21 protein-coding genes are annotated in these 17,048 nt (G+C 71.3%); 9 read left to right on the top strand and 12 right to left on the bottom strand.

Going from position 1 to position 17,048, the window contains the following annotated elements; all coding sequences use genetic code 11:
* Nucleotides 1–67: 67 nt before the first annotated feature.
* Nucleotides 68–622 carry a nuclear transport factor 2 family protein gene (locus tag ACFVS6_RS02360; RefSeq protein WP_389700063.1) on the bottom strand — a complete coding sequence of 185 codons (555 nt, stop codon included), beginning with the start codon at nt 620–622 and terminating at the stop codon, nt 68–70.
* A 308-nt stretch (nt 623–930) separates the two neighbouring features.
* Here ACFVS6_RS02360 and ACFVS6_RS02355 point away from each other — a divergent pair, with 308 nt between their 5' ends.
* A complete protein-coding gene (locus tag ACFVS6_RS02355; RefSeq protein WP_389700062.1) occupies nt 931–1,338 on the top strand; it encodes a PPOX class F420-dependent oxidoreductase in 408 nt (135 codons plus the stop codon).
* Nucleotides 1,339–1,472: 134 nt separating this feature from the next.
* On the opposite strand, the gene ACFVS6_RS02350 is transcribed toward ACFVS6_RS02355, so the two are convergent.
* The 4 genes from ACFVS6_RS02350 to ACFVS6_RS02335 all read right to left on the bottom strand — a co-directional run bounded on the left by ACFVS6_RS02350 (nt 1,473) and on the right by ACFVS6_RS02335 (nt 4,147).
* Nucleotides 1,473–1,676 (bottom strand): helix-turn-helix domain-containing protein, encoded by a 204-nt coding sequence (locus tag ACFVS6_RS02350; RefSeq protein ID WP_389700061.1) that lies wholly within the window; start codon nt 1,674–1,676, stop codon nt 1,473–1,475.
* Nucleotides 1,676–2,161: a DUF2975 domain-containing protein gene (locus ACFVS6_RS02345; RefSeq protein ID WP_389700060.1), complete on the bottom strand. Its 486-nt coding sequence runs from the start codon at nt 2,159–2,161 to the stop codon at nt 1,676–1,678. The genes ACFVS6_RS02350 and ACFVS6_RS02345 overlap by 1 nt, the downstream gene beginning before the upstream one ends.
* Nucleotides 2,162–2,251: 90 nt before the next feature.
* Complete coding sequence (locus ACFVS6_RS02340; protein ID WP_389700059.1) at nt 2,252–3,748, bottom strand: UDP-N-acetylmuramoyl-L-alanyl-D-glutamate--2,6-diaminopimelate ligase; 1,497 nt, start codon at nt 3,746–3,748, stop codon at nt 2,252–2,254.
* 243 nt (nt 3,749–3,991) lie between these two features.
* A complete protein-coding gene (locus ACFVS6_RS02335; protein WP_389700058.1) occupies nt 3,992–4,147 on the bottom strand; it encodes a hypothetical protein in 156 nt (51 codons plus the stop codon).
* Between the two features lie 278 nt (nt 4,148–4,425).
* On the opposite strand from ACFVS6_RS02335, the gene ACFVS6_RS02330 reads away from it, so the two are divergent.
* Nucleotides 4,426–5,307: a SigB/SigF/SigG family RNA polymerase sigma factor gene (locus tag ACFVS6_RS02330; RefSeq protein WP_389700057.1), complete on the top strand. Its 882-nt coding sequence runs from the start codon at nt 4,426–4,428 to the stop codon at nt 5,305–5,307.
* Between the two features lie 211 nt (nt 5,308–5,518).
* Here ACFVS6_RS02330 and ACFVS6_RS02325 read toward each other — a convergent pair whose 3' ends face one another.
* The gene (locus ACFVS6_RS02325; protein WP_389700056.1) at nt 5,519–6,265 is read right to left on the bottom strand and encodes a hypothetical protein; all 747 of its coding nucleotides are present in this window, start codon (nt 6,263–6,265) and stop codon (nt 5,519–5,521) included.
* A gap of 85 nt (nt 6,266–6,350) precedes the next feature.
* Between ACFVS6_RS02325 and ACFVS6_RS02320 the strand changes: the two genes are divergently transcribed.
* On the top strand, nt 6,351–6,635 hold the full coding sequence (locus ACFVS6_RS02320; RefSeq protein ID WP_389700055.1) for a hypothetical protein: 285 nt from the start codon (nt 6,351–6,353) through the stop codon (nt 6,633–6,635).
* 307 nt (nt 6,636–6,942) lie between these two features.
* Here the strand turns inward: ACFVS6_RS02320 and ACFVS6_RS02315 are convergent, their stop codons facing one another.
* Nucleotides 6,943–7,158, bottom strand: a complete 216-nt coding sequence (locus ACFVS6_RS02315) for a hypothetical protein (RefSeq protein ID WP_389700054.1) — start codon at nt 7,156–7,158, stop codon at nt 6,943–6,945.
* A 269-nt stretch (nt 7,159–7,427) separates the two neighbouring features.
* Here ACFVS6_RS02315 and ACFVS6_RS02310 point away from each other — a divergent pair, with 269 nt between their 5' ends.
* Together ACFVS6_RS02310 and ACFVS6_RS02305 are read left to right on the top strand one after the other, a co-directional pair.
* On the top strand, nt 7,428–8,204 hold the full coding sequence (locus ACFVS6_RS02310; protein ID WP_389700053.1) for an SAM-dependent methyltransferase: 777 nt from the start codon (nt 7,428–7,430) through the stop codon (nt 8,202–8,204).
* Nucleotides 8,205–8,281: 77 nt separating this feature from the next.
* A complete protein-coding gene (locus ACFVS6_RS02305; RefSeq protein WP_389700052.1) occupies nt 8,282–8,554 on the top strand; it encodes a hypothetical protein in 273 nt (90 codons plus the stop codon).
* Between the two features lie 110 nt (nt 8,555–8,664).
* Here ACFVS6_RS02305 and ACFVS6_RS02300 read toward each other — a convergent pair whose 3' ends face one another.
* A complete protein-coding gene (locus tag ACFVS6_RS02300) occupies nt 8,665–10,626 on the bottom strand; it encodes an acyl-CoA dehydrogenase (RefSeq protein WP_389700051.1) in 1,962 nt (653 codons plus the stop codon).
* A gap of 162 nt (nt 10,627–10,788) precedes the next feature.
* Nucleotides 10,789–10,947 (bottom strand): hypothetical protein, encoded by a 159-nt coding sequence (locus ACFVS6_RS02295; protein ID WP_389700050.1) that lies wholly within the window; start codon nt 10,945–10,947, stop codon nt 10,789–10,791.
* A 169-nt stretch (nt 10,948–11,116) separates the two neighbouring features.
* Here ACFVS6_RS02295 and ACFVS6_RS02290 point away from each other — a divergent pair, with 169 nt between their 5' ends.
* Nucleotides 11,117–12,505 carry a mycothione reductase gene (locus ACFVS6_RS02290; RefSeq protein ID WP_389700049.1) on the top strand — a complete coding sequence of 463 codons (1,389 nt, stop codon included), beginning with the start codon at nt 11,117–11,119 and terminating at the stop codon, nt 12,503–12,505.
* 40 nt (nt 12,506–12,545) lie between these two features.
* On the opposite strand, the gene ACFVS6_RS02285 is transcribed toward ACFVS6_RS02290, so the two are convergent.
* On the bottom strand, nt 12,546–13,301 hold the full coding sequence (locus ACFVS6_RS02285; RefSeq protein ID WP_389700048.1) for a MarR family transcriptional regulator: 756 nt from the start codon (nt 13,299–13,301) through the stop codon (nt 12,546–12,548).
* A gap of 312 nt (nt 13,302–13,613) precedes the next feature.
* Here ACFVS6_RS02285 and ACFVS6_RS02280 point away from each other — a divergent pair, with 312 nt between their 5' ends.
* Both ACFVS6_RS02280 and ACFVS6_RS02275 read left to right on the top strand, forming a co-directional pair.
* On the top strand, nt 13,614–14,927 hold the full coding sequence (locus ACFVS6_RS02280; RefSeq protein WP_389700047.1) for a serine hydrolase domain-containing protein: 1,314 nt from the start codon (nt 13,614–13,616) through the stop codon (nt 14,925–14,927).
* Nucleotides 14,928–15,103: 176 nt separating this feature from the next.
* Nucleotides 15,104–15,493, top strand: a complete 390-nt coding sequence (locus ACFVS6_RS02275) for a hypothetical protein (protein WP_389700046.1) — start codon at nt 15,104–15,106, stop codon at nt 15,491–15,493.
* A gap of 120 nt (nt 15,494–15,613) precedes the next feature.
* Here the strand turns inward: ACFVS6_RS02275 and ACFVS6_RS02270 are convergent, their stop codons facing one another.
* Both ACFVS6_RS02270 and ACFVS6_RS02265 read right to left on the bottom strand, forming a co-directional pair.
* The gene (locus ACFVS6_RS02270; RefSeq protein ID WP_389700045.1) at nt 15,614–16,051 is read right to left on the bottom strand and encodes an ATP-binding protein; all 438 of its coding nucleotides are present in this window, start codon (nt 16,049–16,051) and stop codon (nt 15,614–15,616) included.
* A 116-nt stretch (nt 16,052–16,167) separates the two neighbouring features.
* Nucleotides 16,168–16,479: an STAS domain-containing protein gene (locus ACFVS6_RS02265; protein WP_389700044.1), complete on the bottom strand. Its 312-nt coding sequence runs from the start codon at nt 16,477–16,479 to the stop codon at nt 16,168–16,170.
* A 244-nt stretch (nt 16,480–16,723) separates the two neighbouring features.
* On the opposite strand from ACFVS6_RS02265, the gene ACFVS6_RS02260 reads away from it, so the two are divergent.
* On the top strand, nt 16,724–16,981 hold the full coding sequence (locus tag ACFVS6_RS02260; RefSeq protein ID WP_389700043.1) for a hypothetical protein: 258 nt from the start codon (nt 16,724–16,726) through the stop codon (nt 16,979–16,981).
* Nucleotides 16,982–17,048 lie beyond the last annotated feature (67 nt).

Raw genomic sequence — 17,048 nt, 5'->3', positions numbered from 1 at the left:
GGCCCCCGGCTCCAGCCGGTTCGGGCAGGAGCCGGGGGCCTGCCCGGCCGGCGCCGAGCCGCTGCCGTCAGGAGGCGGGCGGGGTCCAATCCGCGGGCAGGCCGGACTGGGCGAGGACGGTGGCGAGGCTGTAGTGGTCCTGGTCGGAGGCGATGAGGCATCCGCTCCGGTCGAGGTCGAGGAGCGTGGTCATCGGCACGGCGAAGGGCTTGGGCGCGCCCTTGAGGTGGCCCGAGTAGACGGATTCGACGCTGATCCGGTCACCGTCGCGGCGGGTGGTGCGCACGGTGACGTGGACGTCGTCGATGAGGCGGTCGGCGCGGGCCTTCCAGCCCGAGATCTCCTTGCGGCCGCGGAAGGTGATGCCCACGGCCTGGTCGGTGTAGGTGCCGTCGGCGGTGAACAGGTCGCCGAGCGCACGGGGGTTGGTGCCGTTCCAGGCCCGGGCCCACTCGGTGACGATCCTCGGCGCGCGGCGTCCGGCGTCGTGCGCGGCATGGGAGACATGGGCGGTGGTGGTCGCGGTGGAGGTCGTGGCGGCGGTTGCGGTTGCGGCCGTGGACGCGCAGAGGGCCGCGGCGGCGATCAGTACGGTCATGGCGCGGGGCGGACGGGGCGTCATGGTGGTGCTCCTCGGTGTGCGGATGTGCGGGTGCGCGGGGTCGTGTTCGACCGGCACGGCACACAGGCTCGCCTCGGGGGGTGTCCACCGGCCAGAGTCGACGGCGCCGGGTACTGTCCACCGCTGTCCGCGCGTGTCCACCCGGTCGCGGCGGGGCCCGACGGGCGGCCGTTCGAGTGAACCGGAGCCGTCGCCGGTCCGCCCCTCGCCGCGCCGGCGGGAGGAGATGTTCCGCGTCGGCCGGTCTCTGCAAAGCTGGGTACGCCGTCCGCGCACCTGGGCGGTACCCCGCTGAAAGGAACTCGACCGTGACGGCTGCGCTCTCCGACGACCTGAAGCAGATCATCGACGACACCCCGGTCTTCGCCTCCATCGCCACGATCCAGCCCGACGGCAGTCCCCAGGTGTCCGTCACCTGGCTCGCCCGCGACGGCGACGACCTGCTCTTCTCCACCACCGTCGGGCGTCGCAAGGAGAAGAACCTGCGGCGCGATCCGAGGGTGACCGTACTGATCAACCCGCACAACGCCCCGTACACCTACGCCGAGGTCCGCGGCACGGCGGAGCTCACCACCGAGGGCGGCCAGCAGCTGATCAACGCGCTTTCCCGCAAGTACACCGGCAAGGAGTACGCGGACTTCAACCCGGCATCCGCCGACGACAGCGAACGCGTCGTCGTCCGCGTCGTCCCGCGCAAGGTCGTCGGGTCCCTCTGAACCCGCCGGGACGGGCCGGGTCGGCGCGCTGCGCCGCCGGGTGCTCTCGGACCCGCGCCGGTGGCGCCTCGTCCGCCGCGACGTCCCAGCGCGTGCCGGGCGCCGCGAGGCAGACGGGAGTTCGACGACAGGCCCTAGGCTTCCCAGCGCAGCAGGTCGCCCGGTTGGCACTCCAGTACCTCGCAGAGCGCGGCGAGCGTCGCGAAGCGCACCGCCTTGGCGCGGCCGTTCTTGAGTACCGCCAGGTTGGCGGGCGTGATGCCCACGCGGTCCGCGAGGTCGCCCACGGACATCTTCCGCCTCGCCAGCATCACATCGATGTCGACGACGATCGGCATCAGATCACCTCGTCCAACTCGGCCCGCATGCGAGCCGCTTCCACATCGAGCGCCACGGCCTGGACGAGGAGCATCCGCAGCACGAGCACGATGAGCGCGACCCCCAGGATGGCCAGGCCGATCCCGCCCATGATGACCGTGACGCCCGGGTCCTCCCGCTGGTCCGGCGCGTTGATCGCCGTGACCACGAACCACAGGAGGGCGATCGCCACGATCGAGCCGATCACGGCGTCCACGTACCGGAAGGCGGCGTGCGAGAACACGGTTCCGCGGCGCACCATGGCCACCAGTCGCCAGACGCTGCCCAGGGCGACCTGGCCCGCGACCATCCCCAGGATCACGATCACGCGCAGCGGGTTCAGCGGGAGCGACCCGTCCTCCGGGTCGGTGGCCATCGCCCACACCATCGACACCTGTACGAACACGGTTCCGGTGAGCACCACCGCGAGCACGGCGCGGAGCGCCCGCACCGTCAGTTTTCCCATGACTCATCCCTCCATCGACTTGCGATGGAAATCTATCGAATATCGATAGGTGGGGCAAGGGGGTGAACCGGAGCCGCTGCGCGGGGCGCGTCAGGGGAGCCGGAGGGAGGTCAGGTCGCGGACGGTCGCCATGTCGCTGAAGGGGAGCAGCTCCTCGCCCACGATCTGGTGCGGTTCGCTGCCCTTTCCGGCGATCAGGACGATGTCGTCGGGCCGTGCCTCGGACAGTGCGAAGGCGATGGCCCGGCGGCGGTCGGCGGACCGTTCGTACGGTGTGCCGGTCGCCTCGATACCGGGTGCGATCTGGTCCAGGATCGCCTCGGGGTCCTCGGTCCGTGGGTTGTCCGAGGTCAGGACGCACAGGTCCGAGTGGGTGCCGGCGATGCGGCCCATCTCGGCGCGCTTGGTGGTGTCGCGGTCCCCGCCGCAGCCGAAGACGGTGATGACCCGGCCCCGCGCGAAGCCGCGGATGGCGGTGAGGACCTTGTCGAGGGAGTCGGGCGAGTGCGCGTAGTCCACGATCACCGACGTGCCGGCGGGGGTCACGAAGCGTTCGAACCTGCCCGGTACGGGCGGCATCAGCGCGAGCGCGGCGACCAGTCCGCCCAGGTCGTTCCCCAGCACGTGGCAGGCAGCCACTGCCGCCAGCGAGTTGGACACGGAGAAGCGGCCCGGGACCGGGATCGCCGCCGGGTACGTCCGGCCGGCGTGGTGCAGCGTGAACCGCGTGCCCGACGCGTCCGCGATCAGGTCGGTGGCGCGGAAGTCCGCCTCCTCGTCGATCCCGTAGGTCGTCACCGCCCGCGGCATCATCGCGGGGATGCCGGCTCCCACCGCGTCGTCCACGTTGACCACCGCGTGCCGGCACAGCCCCTGGAACAGTCGCAGCTTGGCGTCCGTGTAGTGGGCCATCGTGCCGTGGTCGTCCAGGTGGTCCTGGGTCAGGTTGGTGAAGACACCGACATCGACGAAGGTCCGGTCCATCCGGTACGTCTGCAGTGCCATGGAGGTGGCCTCCAGCACCACGCTCGCGGTACTCCGGTCGCGCATGTGGCCGAGGAGGTACTGAAGGTCGGGGGATTCGGGTGTGGTCAGCACCGAGGGGGGCATCGGGATCACCTCGTCGCCGATCCGGCTGCCCGCCGTGCCGATCACGCCCACCGAGGCGCCCTCGGAGATCCTCAGCAGAGACTCGACCATGTAGGAGATGGAGGTCTTCCCGTTGGTCCCGGTGACGGCCACCAGGTTCATCTGTCGGCCCGGCTCGCCGAAGTAACGCGAGGAGACGACCGCGGCCGCCTTCCGCGTGTCGGGCACCCGTACGAGGCACACCGCGGGCAGCAGTTCCCGTCCGGGTGGCGCGGCGGCGGCTCCCGCCGCGTCGACGAGCACCGCCACCGCACCGCGGGCGAGCGCCGCGCCGATGGAGGCGGGGCCGCCGCCGCGGTGGCCGGGCACGGCGATGAAGAGCGAACCCGGCACCACCCGGTCGACGTCGAAGGTGGTGCCCGCGGTGATCCCCGTCGACTCCGTGTCGCCCTGGATGACGTGGTGCTCGTGGCCGGTCAACAATCCGCTCAACTTCACGGTGGTCCCTTCGGAGACGGCTACGGCCCGGGGTGCGGCCCTCGCCTGGCGGCAGAGCCGACGGAGCGTCGGGACTGCGGTGGTGCGGTGGGAAGGGATGCGGCCCTCGGGCCGCGAATGCCGGCAGGGGTTCGGCGATCAGGCCGGGCTGCCGGGGCCGGTCCCGTCGCGGAGTGTGGTGCGGCGGGAGGGAGCGGGGCTCGGGCGGGGTGGCGAAGAGCCGGGAACGGCCGGGAAGAGGCGCTAGCCGTGGCCGTGCAGGACGCCGCGGCCGACCGTGGGGGCCTTGCCGTCGGCGGCGGTCCGGGGGCTCACGCCGGTCCGGTCCGCGGAGGCAGCACGCGCGGCAGGGGCGGCCTGCGGCAGGCACTCTCCCGTGACGCGTCGTGTGCGGTTCATGGATGGAGTGTATGCGGCTTCACGTGGCCCGCACGCCGCCCCGGTCCGTCGTCGGCGCGGGCCCGGCGCCGCGGGCCCGCGGCCGCACGGTGCGGCCTCCGGGAGGCGCGGAATCGTCCGCCCAACAGTGCCCGGCAGCGCAACTCGCGAAATGCATTTCACGTATCGCTTGACGGGTGTGTGTCGAAGGCGCAATGATCGAGCGGCGGCCACAGGGGCGGCAGCGTCCGGGGGGAGTCCTCGGGTACGAGGTTGATTGATCGCATCGGGGATCCGAAATGAACGCTCTGTCCACGCAGTTCACGACCGCGCAGGCCGAGGCCGTGGCCGAGCCCATCGCGGCGTTCCCCGAACCGCTTCCCCACGTCCCGGATGCCCGAGAGGTGGCCCCGGCCGACGCCCGCACCCTCTCCAAGGCCTTCTTCGAGCGGCTCCGCACCCTGGACGAGGGCACCCACGAGCGCCAGTACGTCCGCAACACCCTGATCGAGATGAACCTGTCCCTCGTCCAGTTCGCGGTGCGGCGCTTCCGCAACCGCACCGACGGCACGGACATCGAGGACATCATCCAGGTCGGCACCATCGGCCTCATCAAGGCGATCGACCGCTTCGACCCGTCCCTCGGCAACGAGTTCACGACGCTGGCCCTGCCCTACATCACCGGTGAGATCAAGCGGCACTTCCGCGACACCACCTGGGCCGTGCGGGTCCCGCGACGCCTCCAGGAACTGCGCATCGAACTGGCGCGCGGCAAGGAGGACCTCCACTCCGTGCTCGACCGCGCGCCGACGGTCCGTGAACTCGCGGACCACCTGGGGCTCAGCGACGACGAGGTGATCGAGGGCCTGGTCGCGGCGAACGGCCACTCCAGCCAGTCCCTCGACAACGAGCAGGACGAATCCTCGGACAACGCGCCGCGCCCGCTCGCCGACGTGCTCGGGAGCGAGGACCCGGCCATGGAGCTCTTCGAGGACATGCACAGCCTGGCGCCGCTGCTGCAGGGGCTCGAAGGGCGCGAGAGGCTCATCCTGCAGATGCGCTTCGGCCAGGAGATGACCCAGGCCCAGATCGGCGAACGCCTCGGCATCTCCCAGATGCAGATCTCCCGACTTCTCACCCGCACCCTCACGCGGCTCCGCGAGGGCATGCTCGCCAACTGACACCCGGCCGGGAACGGCCCGGGCCCCCAGCCCCGACCCGTGCGCGCCCAGCGCCCGGGCCGGGGCTCGTCGTGCGGTCCGGGTGCTCCCGGCAAGGCGGAGCGGGGTCGGCGGCGGCGGTGCATTCGGGAGCCACTGCTCGGGCGCCGGGTGGGTTCCGCTTCCGCGTCACCGACCTCGGGCGACCCGGGAGGCCGGGCTGTTCACACGGTCAGTCCCGGGCGGAGAGAGGGGTCCGCAGTTCCGCCCGAAGCCGGATCGACGTACCGATGGGCAGTCCCGGGACGGCGAAATGCAGGTCCTCCGAGTGGTGCGCGATGAGGTCGAGATCCCGCAACTGACGCCGGAGCTCCGCAACGGTCGCCTCGGCGAGCTCGGGTACTTCCTCCTCCCGCTCGGCAAGGCGCTCAAGGTGCTCGTCCACAGCGTCCACGGCCCGTCGGCTCGCCCAGACCGAGAAGTCACAGCACTCGAACAGGTAGGCCTGCGCGGCATACAACGTAGTGGCCGCCGCGTTCTCGTCCGCATCGTCGGGGCCGTCCTGGCCGTCGTTGTGGTAGTACTCGCCGAGCATGTACTCGGCCATACCCCGCTTCACCGCCGTGAAAGCTGTCGAGTCCCCCAGGGATCCCTCCCAGACGGAGTTCAGCAGGGGTCGAAGGCTCATCGTGAAAGGAGCCCGGTCTTCCTCGGGCAGTGCTTCATGGCGGCTCATGAGCCGCTCGGCGGCGCCGGCGGCGAACACCGCCCGCTCACTCGACGACATGGCTGCCAGGCGATCCTCCACCGCCGCGGACAACTCCTGCCACGTGTCCAAAACCGAGCCACCCCCGAGTCGATACTTCGGCGAGCACGCACCCGCCCAGAGGATCATCGCACCGGCCCCTGACACGGTCGCCAACCGGCTCTCGCAGCGAAGAAGCGGGTCCGTCCGCACCGCGCCCGTCGCATCGGCCACCGCCGGTGGGTACGCAAGTCCGACCACCGGAAAGCCCGTTCTCCCGGGCGGGCGTTCGGATCGGTTTGTGGGGCAGGCGGGCTGTATGACCATTCATGACGGTGAAGCCCGTGAATCCAGGACGCCCGAACCGGAGCTGCCCGCGAAGGTTCCCGAGAACGAGGACGCGCTCACGCCCGACCTGCCCCCGAGGTTCGTCGAGGCGCCCGACCTGTGGGACGGCGAGGCCGACGGCCCCGTCGAATCCCGCGGGGAGCCACGCGAAGGCTCGCGGGAAGAGGCGAACGAAGAGCCGCGGGAGGAAGCGGGGGAAGGGGTGGACCGGCCCGCCGAGCCCAAGGATCCGAAGCCTCAGGAGGCCACGGACTGACGCCCCGGGTCGGGACGGGCGGGTCGCGCTCGGCGGGCGATGTCCGGGCGCGCCGCTCGCCGCGCGGTGGTGATGCCGCGGTGCGCCGCTCGGCGGGCCGCAGGCGACTCCCAGGGGGGAGAGGGGAGCCGCCTGCGGTCACCCAGCCGCGGTGGCCGCCCGTCTCCTGAGGCGTCCACCGTACCCACGCGTGTGTCCCGGACCCTCACCGCCAAACCCTCGTGCGCCATCGAATTTTCTCCCCGTCCCGTTGCCGGGTCGGGAGAGCTCCGCCACGTCCGACGGTCCGCCCGGGATGCCGTCCGGTTCAGGTCCACACCTCGGGGCCGCCGCCCTCCCAGCGGATCGGCCCGTCCTCGGACAGGTCCACGTCCTCAAGGCCGGCGCGACGCAGGAACTCCGACACGTCACCGGGCGTGTAGGCGCGCCCGAGGTCGGCATCCACTCCCAGCGCGTGCACGGTCACTTTCCGGCCGCCCTGGGGCGACACGGGGTGAATGACGATCTCCGTCTGGTCGGGCATGCGTCCAGCCTGCGCCCGACCCGCTCGCGGGGCACCTCGAACCGGCTCGCCACGCGGCGGCGGACGGCCCCGGCGGGGGCCTCGGGTGGACCCCGGCCGGGGTCCGGACCGCCGTGAGGCCGGACAGGGCCCGTGATGACGCGCGGCGGGGGAGTACTGGGAGACTCCCGCCCTCCGGTGCACTCCAAACGGGGCGGAGGCGGCCCCGGCCGTCGCCGCAGCGAGGAAATGGGATGCGTCGGGCCTTCCGCCGATGTCAGTCTCCGCCGGTGAACCGTGAACAGGTGTCCAGGATCGCCCATGCCGACCATCCGATCAGGTCCCCGCTCGACGACGACTCGGTGCGCGAACTCCTCGGCCACGGCATCCCCCGTGACGACGCACAGGTGCTCGATCTGGGTTGCGGAGGAGGCGAATGGCTGCTCCGCGCCCTGTCCGCCAACTCCCGACTGCGTGCCGAGGGCGTCGACATCTCCGAGGACGCCCTGGCGCAAGCCCATGCGGCCGCGGGCGAGCGCGGCGTGCGAGAACGCTTGGTCCTCCACCACCGGGCGGCGGCGGACTTCAGCTCCCCGAACCCGTTCGACCTGGTGCTCAGCATCGGATCCACCCATGCGTTCGGCGGCCTGCTCCCCACACTCGCGGCAGCACGCCGGCATCTGGCCCCGGGCGGGCGCGTCCTGCTCGGAGAGGGATTCTGGGCGCGGGAACCCTCCCCGGCGGCCGTCGAGATGCTCGGCGACCTCACCGACCTGGCGACCACCTTGGACCGTGTGACCGCCGATGGATGGGTGCCCGTCCACGGCCACATCAGCACCCGCCGGGAACTGGACGACTACGAGTGGGCGTGCTGGGGGTCGTTGGCCTCCTGGGCACTGGACCATCCTGACGATCCGGACAGCCCCGAAGCCCTTGCGACGGCCACCACCCGCCGCGGCGAATGGCTGCGCTCCTACCGGGACGACTTCGGCTTCGTCTGCCTGGTCCTACGTCGGGCCCCGGTCGCAGGGCTCGATGAAGGCGCTCAAGTAACTGCATTGTCATAGGAGTTCGGGGTATTCGCGGGCCAGGCCGGTCCTCCTCGGGACCGGGCCTTTGGGTGATCGTTCCGAAGGAGTGGAAGATGACGACGCAGTACGGCAACCAGCCCACCGGACACGGGACCGGCGGCGCCCCGGTCGGCGCGTCGACCGGCAACGTCCTGAGCATCATCGCGATCGTGCTGGGCGTGATCTCCCTGATCTTCCTGCCGATCGTCTTCGGTGTGATCGGCCTGGTCCTGGCCATCGTCGCCAAGGCCGTCCGCCACGAACGGCTCGCCACGATCGCGATGGTGGTGAGCGCCGTCGGCCTCGTGGGCGGCATGATTCTCGGCGCCATCGTGGCCGGCGCATGATCTGAGCCCGCACCGGTGACGCCTCGGCCGGTGGTCCGACCCCCTACGGAGGGTCCGGACCACCGGCCGAGGCGGTTTCGTGTCGGATCCGGGTACGAGCCGGACCCGGATCAGCCCACCAGGTCCGGCGCCCGCAGCATCGAGGTCGGGACTCCCCAGGCGTCGACCAGCTCGACCGCGAGGGGACGGACCTTGCGGCAAAGGTCGTTCACCTCGCGGCTGATCGCCTTGGAACGCTGGACGGTCAGCCGCCCGTGCTCCATGAACCACGCCCGGTCCGCCTCGATCGTCGACAGGGCGAACAGGTCGCACAGGAGGCCCAGCGCCGCCTTCTCGTCCCCCTCGGGCAGACCGCGCACCTGGTCGACGAAGGCTTCCGTCACCAGTCGCTCCACGTGCGCACGCGCGAGCGCGATGACATGGTCCTGCACCTGCGAGAACACCGCGCCCGGTTCGCGCTTCTGGTCGATGCCGCGCTTGATCCGCCGGGCCAGGCCGGCGAGCATGTGCTCCTCACGGAAACGGACCATGGCGAGTTGGTACTCGGAGTCGAGCAGGCCGGCCTCCCGGTCCCATTCGTCGCCGCCGGGCAGGAGGTCGCGCACCCGTTCCAGCAGTTTGTGCGCCGAGGTGCGCTCGATGACCGTCTCCACGGCGAGACCGGTGACGTACCGGACCATGCCGAGCTGGTCGAGGTCCTCGAACTCGCTCGCGTGATCGGTGAGCAGCCCCTTCGCCACCAGTTGCAGAAGGACGTGGTTGTCGCCCTCGAAGGTGGTGAAGACGTCACTGTCGCTCTTGAGGGCGGCGAACCGGTTCACGGCGAGGTAGCCGGCGCCGCCGCAGGCCTCGCGGCACTCCTGGACGACGCGGGTGGCGTGCCAGGTGCCGAGCGCCTTGAGGCCCGCGGCCTGTGATTCGAGCCGGCGCCGAGCCTGCGCGTCGTCCTCGATGTCGGAGAAGACCTCGTGCAGTTGAGCGCGCACGACGTCCTGCGCGGCGTGGAGGGCGTACGTCCGGGCGATCAGCGGCAGCAGACGGCGTTGATGCAGGCCGTAGTCGAGGAGCACCTGCTCCCCGGTGCCCGAATCCGCCTCGAACTGCCGCCGCCGTACCGCGTACTTGGTGGCGATGGTCAGCGCGACCTTGGCGACGTTGATTCCGGCGCCCGCCACGCTGACGCGCCCCTGCACCAGGGTGCCGAGCATCGTGAAGAAGCGCCGGTTGGGGTTGTCGATCGCACTCTCGTAGACACCGTCCGGCGTGACGTCGGCGAACCTGTTGAGCAGCGCCTCGCGCGGCACCCGCACGCCGTCGAACCGGATGCGGCCGTTGTCCACGCCGTTGAGCCCCATCTTGCGCCCGTCGTCCTCGATCCGGACTCCGGGCGCCGTCGTTCCGTCGACCCGGAGGGGGACGACGAAGGCGTGCACGCCCCGGGATCGGCCTTCCACCTCCAACTGCGCGAAGACGACACCCAGTTCGGCATGCCGGGCCGCGTTGCCGATGTAGTCCTTGCGCGCCTGTTCGTCGGGGGTGGTGATGACGAACTCCCGGCTCGCGGGGTCGTACGTGGCGGTGGTCCCGAGCGCCTGGACGTTGGAGCCGTGTCCGGTCTCGGTCATCGCGAAGCAACCCATGAGCTCGCCGGTGATCAGATCCGGGAGGTACGCCTCGTGGTGGCGCTCGGTGCCCAGGTGCAGGATCGCGCCGCCGAACAGCCCGAACTGCACGCCGACCTTGACCAGGACGGACAGATCGCCGAAGGCCAGCGTTTCGAAGGCGGCGATCGAGGCCCCCACGTCCCCGCCCCCGCCGTACTCGGGTGGAAAGCCCATGCCGGTCTGGCCGGTCGCGGCCATTTGGACGACGATCTCCCGCACCCGCTCACGAAAGGCGTCGATGCCGAGCTCGTCGGCGTCCTGGAGCACGGAGGCGTATTTCGTGAGGTTGGTGCGGACGAGGTCACGAATCCCGGCGTACTCGCCATCGAGCACCGCTGTCAGCGAGGCGACGTCGATCTCGGGCTGCACGTAACCGGTCACGGTGGTGGATGCGTTCTCGGAAGCCATGCCGCTCCGCTACCCCGGCGCATGACGATGAACCGGGGACGAATGAGTGGCGGGCGTCGCGGTTCGGGGCGCGGTGGGAGGCGTGATGGGTGCGTGATCGGGCGGGTTGCGGCGGGGGTGCGATCGCGAGGGTCGGATCGGCCGGGCCGCGGCGCGGCCCGGTCACGGTTGCCGCGGGTGCGGCGATCTCCGCTCCACGACGGCGGGGTGGAGCCCGTGGGTCGGGCTGCGGTGGATGAGGCGGCCCAACAGGAGACCGAGGGCGGTCGCCGCGAGGGCCCAGACGCCCAGGACGACAAGTGCGGTGAGCCACAGGGGCACGGCGGCAACTCCGTTCGGAAGGTAAGGGTGGTGCGCGGTTGCTACCTCATGCCCTACACGCGGCGGGAGCATGCGCGCCGGGTGTTCACATGGTCTGCACCTTCAACATTTCGTCAGGCACTGCGTGCCGTTCGCGGATACATCCGCGATGCGGGGGTACCTTCCGCCGATGCGTACTCATGACCTGGTGATCGTAGGGGCGGGCTCCGGCAACGCCCTCCTGGACGACCGGTTCTCCCACCTGCAGGTGGCCCTCGTCGACGAGGGCCCCTTCGGCGGTACCTGCCTGAACCGCGGCTGCATCCCCAGCAAGATGCTCGTGCACGTGGCGGACCTCGCGGCCGGCATCCGGGACGCCGACCGGTTCGGCGTTCGGGCACGGCTGAGCGGCGTCGACTGGTCCGCCGTCCGCGAACGGGTCTTCGGGCGCCTGGACCGGCAGGCCGCCGACGGGGAGCAGGGCCGCCGGGACGCCCCGAACATCGACGTCTTCAAGGGGCGCGCCCGCTTCACCGGGGACCGTACGTTGACCATCGGGAGCGGCCCGGACGCCGTCACGGTCCGCGGCGAGCAGGTCGTGGTCGCCACCGGCAGCCGCCCGGCCGTACCGCCGCCGGTACGCGACTGCGGGTTGCCGTACGAGACCTCCGACACGGTGATGCGCCTGGACCGCCCGCCGCGGCACCTGGCGGTTCTGGGCGGCGGTTACATCGCTGCCGAGCTCGCGCACGTCTTCCACGCCGCGGGCAGCCGCATCACGATCATCGAGCAGGAGGACACCCTCCTCTCCGCACAGGACGAGGCGGTCGCCACCGCCTACACGGAGATCGCCTCCGACCGGTACGACGTGCGTACGGGAACGGCACTGACCCGGGTGGAGGGCGAGCCGGGGCGGCTGTCCCTGGTGCTGGACGACGGTACGGCCGTGGAGGCGGACACCCTGTTGGTCGCGGTCGGGCGCGCGCCGAACAGCGACCGGATCGACGCCCGCCGGGCCGGGATCGAACTCCACGACGACGGCCGGATCGCCGTCGACGCCCACCAGCGCACCAATGCCCGGGGGGTGTTCGCGCTCGGCGACGTCTGCACGCCGTTCCCCCTCAAGCACGTGGCGAACCGGGAGGCCCGGGTGGTGGCGCACAACCTGCTGCATCCCGGAGACCTGATCCGCACCTCCCACGAGGCAGTGCCTGCCGGGGTGTTCACGCACCCCCAGATCGCGCAGGTCGGCCGGACCGAGGAGCAGTGTCGGCAGGAGGGGCTCGACTACGCGGTCTCCGTTCGCCGTTTCTCGGACACCGCCTACGGCTGGGCCCTGGAGGACGGCACCGGCTTCTGCAAGGTCCTCGCGGACCGCGGTACCGGGCAACTGCTGGGCGCGCACATCCTGGGCCCGCAGGCCGCGAGCCTGATCCAACCGCTGGTGGTCGCCATGAGCCTCGGCATCGACGCCGGTGCGCTCGCCGGAACCCCGCTGTGGATCCACCCCGCGCCCACCGAGGTGGTCTCGAACGCGCTCCTGGACCTGGATCTCGCGCAGGGCCCGGCGTCGACCTGACGGCGCTGCCCGCGTCGCCCTGCTACTCGTGGTCCGGCAGCTACCCCTGGTCCGGATTCGGCCGGGGGGCGCCGTCCGAAGCCCCTTCGGGCTTGGTGTGGAGGACTTCGCGGGCCTGGTCCGCGGCTCGGGCGATGCTCTCGGAAATGAAGGCGACGAAGCGGGCGATGTTCTCCAGGCGGGCGGCGGCCGGAGTGTGGGGGCCGAGGATGGCGACGCCCTGCCGGGCGACGTCGCCGAGGTGGGCGGTGGCCCGGGCGCTCGCCATCGTCGACTGGTACAGGACGTCGTCGTCGACGACGTAGCGCTCGCGACGCCGTTCGTCGCGTTCCCGGCGGATGAGCCCCTGGCTTTCGAGGAACGTGATCGCCTTGGACACGGAGGCCGGGCTGATCTGCAGGCGACCGGCGAGCTCGGACGCGGTGAGACTGCCGGTATCGGTGGTGTAGAGGCCGGCGAGCACCCGGGCCGTCATCCTGGGCAGGCCCGACTGCATGAAGACGGTCGCGAACACCTCCTCGTACTCGCGCACCGCCTCGGCGTCCCGTCCGTGGGCCTGCGCCGGCGCCTCCGCCCCCTTCGACACCGGCTGCCTGCGACGGTGCGCGCGGCGTTCGGTGGCGCGGTGCGCCAGGTCGGCGCGGTAGGCGCCGGGGCCACCGTTTCGCATCACCTCGCGCGTGACCGTCGAGGTGGGCCGGTCGAGCCCCCGGGCGATCTCGGCGTAGGCGAGGCCGTCTCCCACTCCCAGCTCGATCTGTCGGCGTTCCTGCTGGGTGAGCCTGCCTCCCGGCATCGCGGTCTCCTTCGTGGTCGAGAGTGCCCCAGCCTAGCGTTCGACTTCACATCAATGCAACGCGATCCTTGCCGTGTGTTGCGTTAAGTCTTGGGTCTATGCAACGAATCGGTTGTCGTTACCTGCGAATGCATTGAGCGTACGCAACAGCATCATTGCTGATGAATGAAACGCAACGTAGCTTTCCCTTGCCTGAAAAGTCTGGTCGACGAGGCGTCCCGCGGCTGCGGAAAGGGTGGTGCGCGCCGCTTCCGCGATTGGATGCCGCACGGGCTTGACCCTGACCCTGCGTCAGGGTCCGACGCTTCATTCATGAACACGACGAAAACGCCTCGACAGACCTCCGGCTCCTCCCCCCATGACTTTGCCGCCCATGACCTCGCCGCCCACGGCCGCCGTCCCGCCCGGGGCCGGACCGGCAACCCGCTGCGTGCTCCCGGCCGGGGGATCCGTGCGGGACTGCGGTTGATCATCGCCGCGGCGGTGGCCGGCCAGGTCGCCATCGCGGCCCCGGCCGCATCCGCGGCGGCGCAGCCCGCCGATCACACCGGCGTCCAGCGCGTGCTGGACCGTGCCGTGGCCGATGGGGGAGTGCCCGGGATCCTCGCCACGATCCAGGACGGCCGTGACACGTGGGTCGGCACCGCCGGAGTGGCCGACACCACGACCGGCCGCCAGCGCCGGGCGCACGACCGGTTCCGTATCGGAAGCACCACGAAGACGTTCACGGCCACCGTGATGCTGCAACTCGCCGCCGAAGGCAGGCTCACCCTCGACGACTCGGTGGAGAAGTGGCTGCCCGGCGTCGTGCGCGGCCCCGGCCACGAGCCCGAGCTGATCACCATCCGGCAGCTGCTCGACCACACCAGCGGAATCTACGACTACGTCAACGACGAAGGCATGACGGACAAGGGCGTGGGCCTGCCCTTCCTCAAGCACCGCTTCGACAGCTACCGCCCGGAGGAGATCGTGCGGATCGGTGTGTCCCATCCGCCCACGTTCGCGCCGGGCGGCGGCTGGGCGTACTCCAACACCGCCTACTTCCTCGCCGGGATGATCATCGAGAGGGTGACCGGTCGGTCGCTCGCCACCGCGATCGAGCAGCGCGTCGCCCGCCCGCTCGGCCTCACCTCGACGTACCTGCCGCGCGGCGACGATCCGCTGATCCGCGGACCCCACGGCCGGCACTACTCGAAGCTGATGCTGACCGACCCCGACGCCGGCATCCACGACGTGACCGAACTCAACCCGTCGTGGGGGTGGGCTGCGGGCGGCATGATCTCGACGACCGGCGACCTCGACCGGTTCTTCGGCGCACTGCTGGGCGGACGGATCCTGCCCCCGGCCCAGCAGCGGGAGATGCTCACCATGGTCCCGACCAAGAACTGGATCCCGTTCACCACCTACGGGCTCGGTGTCGCCTCGCAGAAACTCTCCTGCGGCGTGACGGTATGGGGCATGGGGGGTGCCGTCAACGGCTCCTGGACCTACACCTTCGGCACCCGCAACGGCACGCGGATGGTTTCGGTCAACGTCAACGGCGACTGGAACTCACCGATCACCACGTTCACGGACGTCCTGCAGGCCGAGTTCTGCCCGAGCTCCGGCCCGGTGCCGCTCGCATAGCGACTCGGGCCGCCGTGAGCCACCGGCCCGCCCGACAACTGCCGCAGGGCGGTGGCTTCGACACGGCGTGGTCGCATCCCGTCCCCGTACCATCGGCCCGGGGTGCGGGGCGGGCGACGCGGTGCGGGTCGCCGTGGGCTTGCAGCGCCGGACCGTGACAGCGGAGGGGGACGGGTGTGGGCGTGGGTACGGGCATGGGGTACGACGGGGTGACGGACGCGCGGCGGGAGCGTACGCGGGCGCAGCGCTGGGCGGAGCGGCTGACCGTCGCCGTGGCGTCGGTGCTCTCGTTCGGCGTGTTGGGCGGCTCGGCCGTCGTGTTCGGCACGACCGCCTGGCACCTGGCCACGGACAGCGGTGCCACCGCGTTCAGCCGGTTCCTCGCGCCGGTCATCCTCATCTCCCTCGTCGTGCTGCCGCTCGTTCCGGCCCGCGCGGTGTTCCGTGCCGGTGTGCGCAAGGGCCGGGAGCGTCGGACGGCGGCCGTTCCGGCGGCGCTGACGCTGCTCGGGGCGTCCGTCGTACCGTTCGCGGCACTCTGCTTGATCTTCGTGTACGCGGACTGAACCCCGCTCGCGGCGCTGGGACGGGCACCGTCCCCACGGCCGACCCACTCCCCGACCGACCGGCCGGACGGACGGACGGCCGAGCGGGGCCCAGGTCGGCCGGACGGACGAGGCGGTGGCTCAGTGGAGCTTCAGGTCCGCGGTGATCAGCTTGCCGCCACCGTGCTCGGTGATGGTCAGGCGAGCGGCGAGGCTCTGCACGAGCGGCCAGCCGTAGCCGCCGATCCGGCTTCCGGCGGGCGGGCTGGTGCGGGTGATCGGGGGTCGCGGGTCGTGGTCGGCCACGGAGACCCGTAGTGCGCCTTCGTGGACGTCGGCGTGGAAGGCCGCCAGGCCGCCGCCGTGGCGGATGGCGTTGGTGACGAGTTCGGTGGTGACCATCAGGGCGTCCGTCACGGCGCGCGGGTCCCAGGGGAGACCTGTTCGTTGCAGGACGGCCGCGACCTGGGTGCGGGCGTCGGCCGCGGTCGCGGGGAGCGGGGCCGGTGGGGTCGCGGGGGAGGCTTCCGGGCGGGCGGTACGTCCGCCCGGCTCGTCGTTGCCTCGTGACCGTCCCATGTCTCCGCGTCTGCCCGTTGCCGAATCGACCACGCGATCGTCGCACACATCGTCCGTGCGGTCAGGGGGAAGGGCCGCCGCCGGCTCGTACGTTTCACGTGTGGTGCCCGTCGCCGTCAGGGTCGGGCCGCCTCGTCCAGAGTGGGGTGCAGGTCGAGGACCTGGTCCGCGCCGGTGATCTCCAGGAGGCGCAGGAGCTGGCTCTGTGGGGCCGCGATGCGGAGGGCCGTGGTGCGGTGGACCCTGATCAGGAGGTTGAGGAAGGAGGAGTCGGCGAAGGTCAGGGCCGAGGCGTCCAGTACGACGGTGCGGTGGGTCGCGGCGGCCGCGGTCAGCTCCTCGGCGATCGGTCCCACGGTGTCCGCGTCGTACTCGCCGGTGGCGGTGACGACTGCCACGGCGTCGTGCCCTTTGTGCGTGTCTTCCATGGCCACAGCATGCCGGCCCGCGTACGGCCGGGAACAGGGTGTCAGCTCCCGGAGCACCGCGCCCGCTCGGGGGACGACGGGCCTTCGTCCGTGCGGGGGGCCGATAGGAGGACGTCGGCGGTGCGGGATCCGCGGTCTTCTTGAGGGGTCGGTGCAGAACAGACCAACCCCGAACCCCCACTTCGCGTGGTCCGCCACATCGCGGCAGGGCGCCGACGGACCCGCCCCCAGAGGAGCCTGACCCATGCGCGTTTCCCGTACTTTCGCCATCGCCGGACTGACCCTCGCCGCCCTCGGCCTCGCCGGTACCGCCTCGATCGCCTCGGCGGCGCCGAGCGCCGTCGGCGACGTGAAGGCCGTGTCGACGAACGCCGGCTCCGGCGGGCCGAAGGTCCTCGCGGCGTCCGAGGGCGGCGGCAAGAAGGTGACCGCCTTCTCCGAGGGCGGCGGCAAGAAGGTCATGGCCTTCTCCCAGGGCGACCGGGACCGCTTCCACCCGTAGGCCGCGACGCCCGCCCATCATCGTTCATCGCGGTCGTGGCGCACCGGCTGCCCCGGACACCAGGGGC

The sequence above is a fragment of the Streptomyces sp. NPDC057939 genome, from assembly GCF_042887545.1.
Lineage (GTDB): Bacteria > Actinomycetota > Actinomycetes > Streptomycetales > Streptomycetaceae > Streptomyces.
Note: the sequence above shows the minus strand (reverse complement) of the source record. Positions and strands in the feature narration are given on the sequence as shown.